Origin of the sequence: Bacillus sp. SIMBA_074 (genome assembly GCF_046534555.1) — a bacterium.
Classification (GTDB): Bacteria; Bacillota; Bacilli; order Bacillales; family Bacillaceae_G; genus Bacillus_A; species Bacillus_A mycoides.
This window is the reverse complement of the sequence record NZ_JAWRYM010000032.1, coordinates 25,935-39,026: the sequence shown is the minus strand read 5'-3', so window position 1 is coordinate 39,026 and position 13,092 is coordinate 25,935. Positions and strand designations below refer to the sequence as shown.

14 protein-coding genes and 2 pseudogenes are annotated in these 13,092 nt (G+C 33.6%); 14 read left to right on the top strand and 2 right to left on the bottom strand.

What is annotated here, in order from left to right; genetic code table 11:
• The first annotated feature begins 13 nt into the window (after positions 1–13).
• The 4 genes from SB773_RS24670 (at position 14) to SB773_RS24655 (ending at position 2,332) form a co-directional block, all read left to right on the top strand.
• Positions 14–304, top strand: coding sequence for a hypothetical protein (locus SB773_RS24670; protein WP_410592718.1), 291 nt, complete (start codon positions 14–16; stop codon positions 302–304).
• Between the two features lie 7 nt (positions 305–311).
• On the top strand, positions 312–497 hold the full coding sequence (locus SB773_RS24665; RefSeq protein ID WP_088031895.1) for a hypothetical protein: 186 nt from the start codon (positions 312–314) through the stop codon (positions 495–497).
• A gap of 100 nt (positions 498–597) precedes the next feature.
• A complete protein-coding gene (locus SB773_RS24660; protein WP_410592716.1) occupies positions 598–1,779 on the top strand; it encodes an FtsK/SpoIIIE domain-containing protein in 1,182 nt (393 codons plus the stop codon).
• A complete protein-coding gene (locus SB773_RS24655) occupies positions 1,718–2,332 on the top strand; it encodes a replication-relaxation family protein (RefSeq protein ID WP_088031891.1) in 615 nt (204 codons plus the stop codon). The genes SB773_RS24660 and SB773_RS24655 overlap by 62 nt, the downstream gene beginning before the upstream one ends.
• A gap of 5 nt (positions 2,333–2,337) precedes the next feature.
• Here SB773_RS24655 and SB773_RS24650 read toward each other — a convergent pair whose 3' ends face one another.
• The gene (locus tag SB773_RS24650) at positions 2,338–2,568 is read right to left on the bottom strand and encodes a helix-turn-helix domain-containing protein (protein WP_000467332.1); all 231 of its coding nucleotides are present in this window, start codon (positions 2,566–2,568) and stop codon (positions 2,338–2,340) included.
• A gap of 488 nt (positions 2,569–3,056) precedes the next feature.
• Here SB773_RS24650 and SB773_RS24645 point away from each other — a divergent pair, with 488 nt between their 5' ends.
• The 10 genes and pseudogenes from SB773_RS24645 to SB773_RS24600 all read left to right on the top strand — a co-directional run bounded on the left by SB773_RS24645 (position 3,057) and on the right by SB773_RS24600 (position 11,787).
• The gene (locus SB773_RS24645; protein WP_002130470.1) at positions 3,057–3,764 is read left to right on the top strand and encodes an IS6 family transposase; all 708 of its coding nucleotides are present in this window, start codon (positions 3,057–3,059) and stop codon (positions 3,762–3,764) included.
• A 570-nt stretch (positions 3,765–4,334) separates the two neighbouring features.
• Positions 4,335–4,612, top strand: a pseudogene (locus SB773_RS24640) (hypothetical protein); the annotation flags it as partial.
• 263 nt (positions 4,613–4,875) lie between these two features.
• The gene (locus SB773_RS24635; protein WP_002130472.1) at positions 4,876–6,099 is read left to right on the top strand and encodes a PucR family transcriptional regulator; all 1,224 of its coding nucleotides are present in this window, start codon (positions 4,876–4,878) and stop codon (positions 6,097–6,099) included.
• 128 nt (positions 6,100–6,227) lie between these two features.
• On the top strand, positions 6,228–7,361 hold the full coding sequence (gene ald / locus SB773_RS24630; RefSeq protein ID WP_002130473.1) for an alanine dehydrogenase: 1,134 nt from the start codon (positions 6,228–6,230) through the stop codon (positions 7,359–7,361).
• A gap of 730 nt (positions 7,362–8,091) precedes the next feature.
• Positions 8,092–8,904, top strand: a complete 813-nt coding sequence (locus tag SB773_RS24625; RefSeq protein WP_002130476.1) for a peptidoglycan-N-acetylglucosamine deacetylase — start codon at positions 8,092–8,094, stop codon at positions 8,902–8,904.
• Positions 8,905–8,921: 17 nt separating this feature from the next.
• Positions 8,922–9,587, top strand: a complete 666-nt coding sequence (locus tag SB773_RS24620) for a YkyA family protein (RefSeq protein WP_002130477.1) — start codon at positions 8,922–8,924, stop codon at positions 9,585–9,587.
• A gap of 181 nt (positions 9,588–9,768) precedes the next feature.
• A complete protein-coding gene (locus SB773_RS24615; RefSeq protein WP_033708254.1) occupies positions 9,769–10,185 on the top strand; it encodes a hypothetical protein in 417 nt (138 codons plus the stop codon).
• 218 nt (positions 10,186–10,403) lie between these two features.
• Complete coding sequence (locus SB773_RS24610; protein WP_002130478.1) at positions 10,404–10,565, top strand: YrzO family protein; 162 nt, start codon at positions 10,404–10,406, stop codon at positions 10,563–10,565.
• Positions 10,562–11,095, top strand: coding sequence for a hypothetical protein (locus tag SB773_RS24605; RefSeq protein ID WP_002130479.1), 534 nt, complete (start codon positions 10,562–10,564; stop codon positions 11,093–11,095). Before SB773_RS24610 ends, SB773_RS24605 begins: the two co-directional genes overlap by 4 nt.
• Before the next feature lie 14 nt (positions 11,096–11,109).
• Complete coding sequence (locus SB773_RS24600) at positions 11,110–11,787, top strand: response regulator transcription factor (protein ID WP_002130480.1); 678 nt, start codon at positions 11,110–11,112, stop codon at positions 11,785–11,787.
• Between the two features lie 422 nt (positions 11,788–12,209).
• On the opposite strand, the pseudogene SB773_RS24595 reads toward SB773_RS24600, so the two are convergent.
• Positions 12,210–13,076, bottom strand: a pseudogene (locus tag SB773_RS24595) (tyrosine-type recombinase/integrase); the annotation flags it as partial.
• Positions 13,077–13,092: the final 16 nt, after the last annotated feature.

Sequence of the window (13,092 nt, the reverse complement as noted above, 5' to 3'; positions counted from 1 at the left end):
ATGGTGAAGACATATGAGTCAATATCAAATGCTTTATAGTACACCTTATCTGTATTCTTCTCGAACATTGAATCAAATGTACAAAGATAATAAAAATGAAGAAAACATATGCGCTATACAAGAGCATATGTTACGTCACGAAGTATACCTGGACCAACAATACCGAGGTTACTATTATTTAAGTCAAAAAATTGAGGAGGAGTTATACGGCGAAGAACATGTATTGTCATGGAATGAGCTACTGGATGATTATCAACTTTATAGTGATCGGAAGGGGAATTTATCTATCAAACCGAAAGGATGAGATAAACATGACAATCATTGGAGAGCTAGGGATTGTATATGGCGTGACCGGAGCTTCAATTTTAGGAATAAAATTGCTGAAGAAGAAAGGTCTTTATCTTCCAGGTTGGTTGCTACGTGCGGGTCTTAAATGCTTGTTGATTGGGAGTGTTTGGTACGTTCTAATGGATATACTAGATGTGTTTCTGCTTTAGTATTACATCTGGTAGTTGAAGGTGATTATAATAGCGCATCTTAAACCACTTTTTCTAAGCTTCCGTACAGGCTCAACTACCTTAAGGAGGTATGGAGGGAATGTTGTCACTTTTATTAATCCCAGCAACCTTTATAACTGTAGCTTATTTATATCAAAGTAACGGAATGAGTGATAAGAAAAAAATTGCAACGTTTTTTGAAATTGCAAAGATATGTGTTCAACATAAAGGTGAATTACAATACCCCAGTTTTATAAAAGAAATTAAAGATGATATAAGTATGAATTATGTTTACAAGTTACCACTTGGTGTACCTAGTCAACTTATCCAAAAGTTAGCTGAAGTATTAGAAGAAGGCCTATATAAACCTGTTAAAATATCGTTTCACCAAAGAGAGCTTCATATTCGAGTATTTAGCCAACAAATACCTGAAATGTGGAATTGGTCTGAGGATCTATTAAAAGAGCATACATGGAGCGTTATGGTGGGGAAAGCGTTAGATAAATATGTATATCATGACTTTGAGAAAACACCTCATATGTGTGTAAGTGGAATGACTCGTTTTGGAAAGACAGTATTCTTAAAAAATGTGATGACAAGTTTAATTTTACAACAATCTCAACACGTGAAATTTTTTATTGTTGATCTGAAAGAAGGGCTAGAATTTAGTCCTTATAAAGATCTATCCCAAGTTGTAGAAGTAGCTGAAAACCCGGAACGGGCGTTAGAGATGTTGGGGAGAGTACGTGAAAAGATGATAAAACAGATTGAAATGATGAAGAAGTCCTATTTTACTAATATCATAGACACATCAATTAGAGAACGTTGCTTCATCATAGTAGATGAAGGAGCAAATCTTTGTCCGACACAAGGATTACCTAAGAAACAACGTGATGTATTATTCATGTGTCAGGAGATGCTATCTGAAATCGCAAGAATCGGAGGTGGTTTAGGATTCCGGCTCATATTTTGTACGCAATATCCAACCTCTGATACATTGCCAAGACAAATTAAACAAAATGCTGATGCGAAAATAGGCTTTCGATTACCAACGACGGTCGCTTCACAAGTTGCTTTGGATGAATCAGGACTCGAGGATTTGCCGTCTCTTCCTGGAAGAGCATTGTTTAAAACAGATCGTACAGAGGAAATCCAGGTACCTTATTTAAAGGATACAGACATGTGGAAGTTACTGAAGAAATACAAGGTGGTGAAACAAAATGAGGCATCAAACGCTCAAACAGAAAGCGAGACAAATCGAGATTTTATCTACTTTGAGTAAGTTAGATTTTGCAACCAGGAGGCAATTGCAAGCCATCCACTGCCTAGGAAGTATTCGAAATGCAAATCGTGTATTAAAGGATCTGACGCTGTATTGTCATATTACTAAAATAGCTCGTGAGCATGTATATTATTTAAATAAAAAAGGGCGTGATTTATTAGGAATTACAAGGGAAGTAAAGAAAAGCAGTCAATTACAACACATATTAATGAGAAACGAAGGCTGGATGTGGCTAGGATTTCCAGAATGGAAAACAGAAAGACCTATAGAGTTTTCAATTAATGGTCAACGGTATCAGATTATTCCTGACGCAACGTATTTTGAAAATAATGTTCCCCATTTCGTTGAAATAGATCGATTGCAACATATGAAGGCAAACGAACATAAAATACAGTTATATGGCCATATAACAGATATCTACAAAAGACAGAATGCTATTGTTCCAGTAATTATCTTTTTCACATTATCAGACTATCGGCAATCCAAATTAGAACAATATGCTGCAAAACAAAATGTGTTTATGAGAACGTTCGTGATGGACCACATATTCTAGGAATTTTAAATATTGATATCCCAAAAATCATGATAATCAATGCGGTTATCAAATTTTCTTAGTGTTTTAATGATTTTAGTTGCGGATGTTAAAGTGGGAACACGATCCTTTTTATTCGCTAAATCACTTATTAATGATTTACTTAATCCAGTTTTTTGCACTAACCACTGTTGTTTAATTCCTCTACGATCCAAATAGTCACCAAATGGAGTTCTTTTTTTTCCTAGACCAAACATAAGGAATCCCTCCTAAATAAAGAATATCGTACTTATAGCTTGTACAATATTCCATAAAACTAAACCTTTGTTCATAAATATGGAATTATAATTTGAAACAAAGCATAGAATAATATAAAGAAAATCAAAAAATATGGAATAATTTTGAGGAATCTAGCATTCATAGTAATAGCTACAAGTTGCTGATACACTATCCTAATGGCAACTTGTTGCAAAGTGTATTCTTACAAAATAAAAAGCTTAAATCCATTGGTACACAAGGGTTTAGGCTTTTCTTAATTTATGGAGTAATGAAAACGAGTTTAATAAATTAAGAGATACTATATTGTTCAGTGGTCGAATATTGAAGAAATATATGTATATAATTTCACGTACCATAATGATAATTAAAAAATATGGTTCTGGTGCAAAAACTTCAAAATATCTAAAAAAAGTCTTTCAGACTTGGACATACTGATACTATTACTCTAAAAAAGGATGTGATTGGTATGGAAAAGCAAAATCTATTCAAGTGGAAACATTATCAACCGGATATTATTTTATTAACCGTGAGATGGTACCTACGGTACAACCTCAGTTTTCGTGATTTAGTCGAAATGATGGAAGAACGCGGGCTATCCCTGGCTCATACAACTATCATGCGATGGGTTCATCAATATGGTCCCGAATTAGATAAGCGAGTACGACGTCATCTTAAGTCAACCAATGATTCTTGGAGAGTCGATGAGACGTATGTGAAAGTCAAAGGTCAATGTATGTACCTATATCGTGCTGTTGATTCAAAAGGATATACAATTGATTTTCATTTAAGCAAAACAAGAGATCATAGGGCTGCAAAGCGTTTTTTCAAGAAAGCTTTGCAGTCTTTTCATGTTTCAAAGCCCCGTGTGATTACAGTGGACAAAAACCCGGCCTATCCTATAGCGATTGAAGAGTTGAAGACAGAGAAAAAGATGCCTGTGGGCATCCAAATAAGGCAGGTAAAATACCTTAATAACATTGTAGAGCAAGATCATCGTTTTATTAAAAAGAGAGTTCGTTCAATGCTAGGATTGAAATCTTTTCGTACAGCTAAATCTATTCTTTCAGGAATAGAAGCGATGCATATCATTAAAAAAGGCCAACTTATTTTACGGGACAAGTCTGTCCAAAATGAAGTGAAGTTTATTCATCAACTATTCGGAATGGCTGCATAAGAATAGATTCCATTAGGAATCTATATACCTCTTTCAAATAAATGCAATCTTTGCACCAAAACCGTATTTATTCTCTATATTAAGATTATGAAAGGTTACAAAAGGTTACAGATGAAATTCTGTAATTTACTTTTCAAAAACTTAGTGTTTTAATGTGAGTGTAAGATCCCCTTATTCTTTGAAGTGCTTAGATGAAATGACGTAGAATATGTATTCTGCGTCATTTTTCAGTGTGATTAATAGAGGTCACTATATCATTCAGAGAAAATTGTACACTAAGGACTATAAATTCTTACTATGACAGCGTTCTTGGAGAACGATTAGAAGGATAAAAATAGCCGATTAACTGAACATTGAATTATTTACATGCTTTATGAACATGATTATAGCTAGAAAAGGGTGAAATTATTGAGTTTTTATCCTTTGTTTATAAACATAAGATTTTCTGAACAAATGTCTCTTAGCGTACAGCAAAAAGGTAATTTGTGTCTAAACATACAAAAGATTACTGGTAAGGTGGTTTAATGGATACGATTTCTCATGTAGAAAAGATAGGTTTTCCTTACATTGGTGAAGGGATTTGAATATTATAATAAGGTTCCTGTTGCATATTCTCTAGGGAATTTCTTGTTTCCTGATTATGTGAAAATCATAGTGCAGAAACAGGAGTGTTAACAATGAAATTTAAAGGGGAAAATGAACAAATGTCATTTAATCCATACATCATTCGTAATAATCAAATCATTCCTATCCAAGGACAGGAGAAACAAAATATGCTACAGTATTTACAATCTATTTCTAATGATGTCCAAATTGAGCAGGATGGAAAGATTATATACATGAGGTAAGTAGCAAATATCGAGCTGTAAAGTGACAATAAAGTTATTTGATTTTAAAACTTCAAATACTTAACCCCGTTCTAAATTTAGAACGGGGTTAAAGTATAGTTGTTAATTTTTGATGTAAGATACTTCACTGTAGGGACCAATACAGCGTTGCTGTAGCCAGTTATTTATTTTATCATTTTGTTAATTTATACAAAGGATATTTTTCTTACAGTCAGTGAATACGAAAATTTATATTAACTTAGGATGGAGGAACCTTGACATATATGAAAAATGATTCTTTTAGAGTTACCTTTGATAGTTTGGATGAATTTGCTGATATAGTCAGTGAGACTTTGCAATGTCCGATTACTATTGAGGATGTAAATCATCGTCTTCTCGCATATAGTACCCATGATGAAAGGACAGACCCAGCGAGAATTGGTACTATTATGGGGCGTCGCGTACCTGAAAAAGTAATCAATAACCTGTGGAAAGAAGGAATTATTCCCGATTTATTAAAAAATCGGGAGCCTATTCGTGTAAAAAAAAGAGATGATATTGGTCTCGGCGATAGAGTCGCGATATCTATTTGGAACAAAGAAGACGTTTTAGGATTCATTTGGGCTTTAGAAATTGAAAAATCTTTAACTGAACAAGATTGTCTCTTGCTAAAAAAATACGCGGAGGTCGTAAAAAGTAAGCTGTTGCAACTTCAAGCCCGAAAAAACCAAAAAGAAGAACGATCACAGGAGTTTTTCTGGAAACTGCTAACTAATCATATGCAGGTAAATACAGAAATTATGGAAAATTTCTACCTGCTCCAAATAACTCCAGCATCCTTATTTACTGTGTCTGTATTCCGTTTTGAGCAAGGAATTACGAATGAAAAAGAAAAACAAATTTCTTATTTGTTAAAAACAAGTCAACACTTGAAAGTTTTACTTTATACAATTGATCGTAATCAATTGATCCTTCTTACTTCATTGGATAATGTGAAGCGCCCTTTTCATGAAATCAACAATTTCATCGAAACGTTTGTACACAATATGGAAAAGCGATATGGCATCAAATCTATCAAGCCAGCATTTAGCAGCGTATATAGTGATTACCAAAAGATCAGTAAAGCTTACAAAGAAACGCTAACGGTTTTATCCATAAAAGAAAAATTCCCTTCTGACACAACTAATATTCACAGCTACCAAAACTTAGGGATCTATCAATTGATCGATCTTCTACTTGAGCAAAGAAAAGATGAAGAGTATGAAAATCAGGCGTTGCAAAAGCTAGATGAATATGACCAAAAGTATAATTGCAATCTTATTGAAACGTTGGAAACCTACTTAAATAAAGATAGCAATGTTGGCGAGGTAGCCAAGGTATTGAATATTCATGCTAATACACTTAGCTATAGACTTAAGCGTATTTATGAAATTAGTGAGATTGATTTGAAAGATCCAAATCAAAAAATGATTCTGTACTTGGATCTCAAGTTGAAAAAATTTATGTAACAGCATCCTTTTGTGGATTTCCACAAAAGGATGCTGTATTTTTGTTTTTTCTCACAATGAAAAGGCATTTTCAATACTCTATACTTAAAATATGGTAGCTCAAAGATTAAGTAACGGGAGGAAATTTTATGATTATTGGTGTACCAAAGGAAATAAAAAATAATGAAAATCGTGTCGCACTTACACCTGCAGGAGTTATTCCATTTGTGACAGCTGGCCATAAGGTATTAGTTGAAACAAATGCGGGTGTTGGTAGTGGCTTTAGAAATGTAGATTATGTATATGCTGGTGCTGAAATTGTTGAAAGTGCTGCCGAAGTATGGAATCAGTCAGAAATGATTATGAAAGTAAAAGAGCCTCTCGAAAGTGAATATATTCACTTTCGTCCAAACTTAATTTTATTCACATACTTACATTTAGCTGCCGAATCTAATTTAGCTCAGGCCCTTAAAGATAAAAGAGTTACCGCCATCGCATACGAAACAGTAGAAGTAAACCATACCCGCCCTCTTCTTACACCAATGAGTGAGGTAGCTGGACGCATGTCTGTACAAATAGGAGCACAATTTCTACAAAAGTCAAACGGTGGTCAAGGTATTCTTCTTGCAGGAGTACCTGGTGTAAATCGTGGTAAAATTGCTATCATCGGTGGAGGTATCGTCGGTACAAACGCTGCGAAAATGGCCATTGGTCTTGGCGCCGACGTAACAATCATTGATTTAAATGCAGACCGTCTACGACAACTAGATGACATTTTCGGTACTCAAATCAAGACATTGATGTCTAATCCGTTCAACATCGCGGAGGCAGTAAAACAAGCAGATCTTTTAATTAGTGCCGTATTGATTCCTGGTGCTAAAGCTCCTAAGCTTGTCACCGAAGAAATGGTACAAAGAATGAAGCCTGGCTCTGTAATCGTGGATGTAGCGATCGACCAAGGTGGAGCTGTGGAAACATGTGACCATGTAACAACACATGATAATCCGACATTTGAAAAATATGAAGTGCTTCACTATTCCGTTGCGAACATGCCAGGAGCAGTTCCTAGAACATCCACTATCGCTTTAACAAATGTAACAATTCCTTATGCACTACAAATTGCTAACAAGGGTGTACAAACAGCAATATTTGAAAATGATGCTTTAAAACTTGGAGTAAACACGTTGAACGGTGAAATTACATGTGAAGTGGTTGCAAAGGAACTTGGCTACAAGTATGTTTCCATAGAAGAAGCATTTGCAAAAAGAATTGTAAGTAATTAAAGTTTTTGGATAAAACTCTAATTAAGGATAAAATTTGTGTGTTTTTTCATATATTAAAGCGATGGACAAAGAAATAAGAATGTTATCGTATATTATTGGCTAACATTTTATTAGATAACATCTATTGTAATTATTTATAACTTGGGAAACATATAAAGGAATAAACAGACGTTATGACAGTTGTTAACATAGGGTTGAAATTATAAAGAGTTTCATATAAATAGAGACAGACAATAGGATTGTGACTCGTTTTGGATAAAGCGATGAAACTATGAAATGCAGGCATTACTCGTTCAAAGCAATTAGACCTATAGCTGCATATTTTAAGAAGCTATGGATGAAGAAATTGCATTACCATATTCTTTCAAGAAGATTGGATGAACTGTTTATCCAGTCTTCTTGAATTACCAAAAAACTTCAATTAAAAACCTAACTGGAATCGATATCACATCTGTTAAAAGAAACATATTATTAGTTTTAATACAAAAGATGTGACAAACAGCAATCATTATAATAGATCCAGAAATTAAAAAAGAGCAGTTGACATTTGTGAACCAGCTTATTTATCAAATTAATAGTTACTCGTCAAGAACAGAAGTTAAATGGGCTATTATGAAGAATGGGTACATTGTAATCTTCCCAATATTTATTGTTGGGGGTTGTAATAAAATAAACAAAAACTTTATAAAAATATTAGTATATAAAGATTTAAGAGGAAAGGACTTCTATCATGAGAAATATCACCAATATAAAACGCATAGTAATTACAATTGTTGCAATTGCAATTGGTTACTTTATGTTTCAAACTATTACTTCATCAGCTACAGCTGTAGCTAAGCAAGAAAACCCGGTGCAGCTAGTAAGCACTCAACCCGAAACCGAAATAAAGAAAGCAGTACCAGTTCGCCTTAATGGTCAAGAGAGAAAAGTGGCTTATCTTACTTTTGATGACGGTCCAGGAAAGTATACGGCACAGTTACTAGACATATTAAAGGAAAATGATGCAAAAGCAACATTTTTTCTAATTGGTCAAAATGTAAAATCTTATCCTGATTTAGTAAAACGAGAAGAAGCGGAAGGGCATTATGTTGGAATGCATAGTATGACGCACGATTATAAGAAACTGTATACTCAAGGTGGATATGTAGATGAAATGAAAGAGGATCAAGGTCTAATTGCTAGTATTCTTGGACATGCCCCAAAACTAACACGTCCACCATATGGTTCCATGCCAGGATTACATGAAGAACTTCGTAATAAAGTTGTAGAAGATGGTCTTAGAGTATGGGATTGGACAATTGATTCATTAGATTGGGAATATAATAGTATACCAATTGATACTGCGAAAGCGAAAATTGTTCAAAATGTACTTGCTGGTGCGACAGATCCAAAAGAAGTTATTTTGATGCATGACATTCATCCGCAGTCCGTTGCTGCAGTACCTGCTATTATTAAAGGTTTAAAAGAAAAAGGGTATGAATTTGAAGCATATCATGAAGAAGATCATTTCCCATTGAACTTTATGCATGATAAACGTATGTAACATAGGAGGAATTGACATTGACTTACAGGAAAGTGGCGTTAATTGGAATTATATCAATTGGATTTCTTGGAGGATGTTTGGGAGCACAACCCGAGGAAGAGTTATATGTTGCTTTTGAAAACGCAGCAAACCAAGAAAAAACTTTATTTGATAATGCAAAAAAATTAGAGCAGTTAGAAACAAAAGGACAGGAATTGTACGATCAAATTGTAAAGGAAGGGAAAGAGCATAACGAGGCAGTAATACCAAAAATAGAACAGGCTGTTACAAATGTAGATGAACGTGAAAAAGTGTTGAAAAGTGAAAAAGATGTAATAGAAAAAGCCCAAAAAGAAACAACATCGGTTCATAATTATATAGATAAAATCGAGGACAAAAAATTACAAAAGCAAGCGAAAAAAGTAGAAGAAGTTTACAAAAATCGTTATGAAGTTTTTCAAAAAATGGATAAAATCTGCAAAGAATCATTAATAACTGAAAAAGAACTTTATGAAAAGTTAAAAGAAAAAGGAACAAATCTAAAAGAGATTAGTGAGAAAGTTAAAGCTGTCAATACATTGAATAAAGAAACACTAAAAGAAAAAGAAAAATTCAATCAATATACTAAAGATTATAATGAAGGAAAACTAAGATTCTATAAAGACGCGAAGATTAAAATAAAAGAGCAAAAGCAAGAAAATTAATTATCAGCTTTAGTATCTTAAAAGGTTCTGGTGCAAATATATATTAAGGAAATTGTTGAACTACATGACAGCACGGTAAGTGTTGTGAATAAAGAAGAGATGAGAACAGTGATTTTGATAAAACTTCCTTTGTAGCAACATAAACACACTCATATATAACAATGATGACGGGGTGAATAAAATGAAACAAGCAAAATTAAATATAACGTTATCCCTCATACAATTATTTACCTTAGTAATCAACCTATGTATGTGTTCCTCAACCATGCGATTTTTACCTTGGGTTGTTAAAGGTGCTGTTAGATGTTATGAAATCTTTTTCACTGCTCCTTTATTATTAATTATTGGCACCGTTATGACATACCATAATACAAGAAAAAGGCATTCTATCTTACCAATGAGACAAAGCATTTCTTTTATTACGATTATTTTTCTTGTATCCACTTTCTTATTACCTTCCACTGACGAAATTGTTATAACATCTCTTATATTTAATTTTGGAATGGTTGTCATTACGATTGTTTTTTTGTTAAAAGATATTTCTCAACTTAATAAGAAGAGAAAATATAGGGTCAAAAAAATACGGACTAGAAGATAAATACATGATAAAATCGAATAATTCAAATTTGGTTATAATGCAAATTCAATTAACTAGGAATTTTCGATTGTGACGGAATATTAATGGTTACTGTAAGTGATACAACTGTATGTGTTTATTGTATTGTCAGCGTAGAGAAAAAATAAGAATATACAGGTTTTACAAGAGGAACAGTTACGCCAAGCTGTGTAGTAGACAATACATTTGGAGGATTTTATATGTTAGAAAGTTTATTGTTTTTCTTTGCCATTGGAATTGCATGTGAACTTGCAGCGATTAATCGAAATGGTCATAAGAAGATAAAACAACAAGCTGAAATGATACAGCTTTTAAAAGAATTGCATGAAAAAAAATATAATGAAAAGACGACCGGGCATTGAAGTGCCCCCAAAAAGTTAGACACATTATTTCATTCATAAGTGGACTTGTCAACATTTCAGATGAAACAAATCCATTTATGAATGAATTTTTGTTAGAGAGTCAAGATTTGAATGGTGATGGAATAATTGAGTTTTCCACTTCTGTTCGTCCGAAAGGATGGGGAGAATATCCATATGCTGAAATCCCATTGTTTGAACAATATGTACAGTGGAAGGGAAATACTGAATTTCGGCCTATAGAAGAGAGATATGTAAATATAGAGCAAGGATATTTTATTACAATTCCTAAAAATCTAGTTGGAGAAATTACAATTCAAGCGGGTTCCAAGAATACTCAGCATTTTCTTTATACTGATACAGACGAAAAGTGGCTTGAAGTTCACACCTTTGATGCAAAGGTATGGCCAAAGGCGAAAAATTATGAAGCAGCAGTCAAACAAATTTACATGTGGTATGCAGTGCCAAAACAATTAAAATACCAAAAGCCCAAATCCTATATTAAACCTATAGCTGAATATCATCATGAGTAGAGGAGAAGCGATGTATGACGACTATTTTAGTATTAGAAGATGAAATAACGATTCGTAATTTTATTGTATTAAATATGAAGCGTGCTGGTTTCAATGTGTTAGCAGCAGATACAGAAGAAACAGCTCTCGAACTTTTAGGTAAACACAATGTTGATATTATATTAATTGATGTGAAGTTACCTGGAATAGATGGTTTTCAGGTATGTAAAAGTGTACGAGAAAACAATAAAAAAATTGGTATTATTATGTTATCGGCACGTGTTCAAGATAGGGATAAGGTACAAGGTTTAACAATTGGAGCAGATGATTATATTGAAAAACCATTTAGTCCAATTGAATTAACAGCACGTGTACAAGCAATACTAAGAAGGGTAAAAGGAAACAAAGAAAATATGGAATCGATTCATTCGGAACCATTTCGATTAAATCTTCAGCAAGAAAGATTATATAGGGAGGGAGTGGTAATTGATTTAACCCCAACAGAGTATATTATTTTGCGGTGCTTAATGGAAAATCAGGGCAAGCCAATTTCACGTGATGAGCTTTTAAATGAAATATGGGGTGTAAATTATGTAGTTAAAACCAAAGTAATAGGTGTAAATATAAGGCGCTTACGTCAAAAGATAGAACCTAATCCCTCTGGACCTCAGTTTCTCCAAACAGTATGGGGAAAAGGATATGTGTGGAGATGAAGCGTAAGATTAGCTTGTATTTTATTTGAAGTAGTTTTTTAAATTTTTATTTATGGTTCTGGTGCAAAGATAAAATAAAAGAGAATATAGCTCATATCTTCAATATCTAAACTAAAAATTTCAAGCCAGAAAAACAAAATTGTGCTTATAATGAAACATACACCATACTTTCCTATGATTAGAGAAATCACATTATTTTTGTTTTAGATCGTGATTTTTGAAAGGGTGTCATATAAGGTACTTAACAGCACGTAAATGGGGTTTTGTGGAGAGTGGTACCTTTGTTGTATTGATTAACAATATAACACCTGTTAAATCGAAATTTGAGCGCCTGTTTTTTCACATGACAGATAAATAGTTTACATAAATATACAAAAAAGGATTTTAGGAACCTAATTATACCTTTACATCGGCTGTTTCTATCAACCTAGCATATCCGCAAAACTTGTTCCCACATTATTCTTCCGTTTCATATATTTCTCTAAATAGATTTTTGTTGTTTGGATATTTTCATGCCCCAGTGTTTGCATTAAGTGATATAAATCTGCATTTACTTGTTCTACTGCCATAATTGCGAAAGCATGACGAAACGTATGTGCTGTTACTGGATTTTCACGATGCTGTAAGAACTCTAAATTCGTTTTCTTTATCATGTCCGTTACCTGGTTCGATAACGTTTTTGATTTATAAAAATCTCTTCTTTGATTTACAAGTAAAGGACTCTCATCACCTTGTTCCAATACTGTTTGAAACCCTCTTCTTCTTCTCATTTCACAAATACACTGATATAAATGATCTGAAATGAAAAGTTCCCGTACCTTATCCCCTTTTCCTGTGACTTTTAGCCAGTACTTCCCGTCATAGTGTAGATCTTTTACCCTGGCTGTACACAATTCCTGAATCCTTGCACCTGTACTCACTAAAGCTAGCAGGATTGTATAATTAACTAAATACCCTCTCTCTTTATAAAACTTTAATATTTTCATCACTTCATCATAGGATAAATCACGATTCGGTCGATCTTGTTCATTTACATTTGCACGCTGCAGTTCTTCATACAGAGGTTTTTCTATGTACTCAAATACATGTAGTTGTTTTAAGAAAGAACGAATTAACACCGTTTTCTTCGCAAGCGTTGCAACGCTATAGCGAGTATTTCCTCTTCCATTCTCTACATTTTTTATCCAGTTATTATATTTGCGTATGTGCCACGGTTGTAAAGCTTTCAATAAGGAAGCATGGCGCTGTACGTCTTCTCCATTCAATTCAAATTCTTCTGCATGCTGCACCTTTTGATGCGGAAGT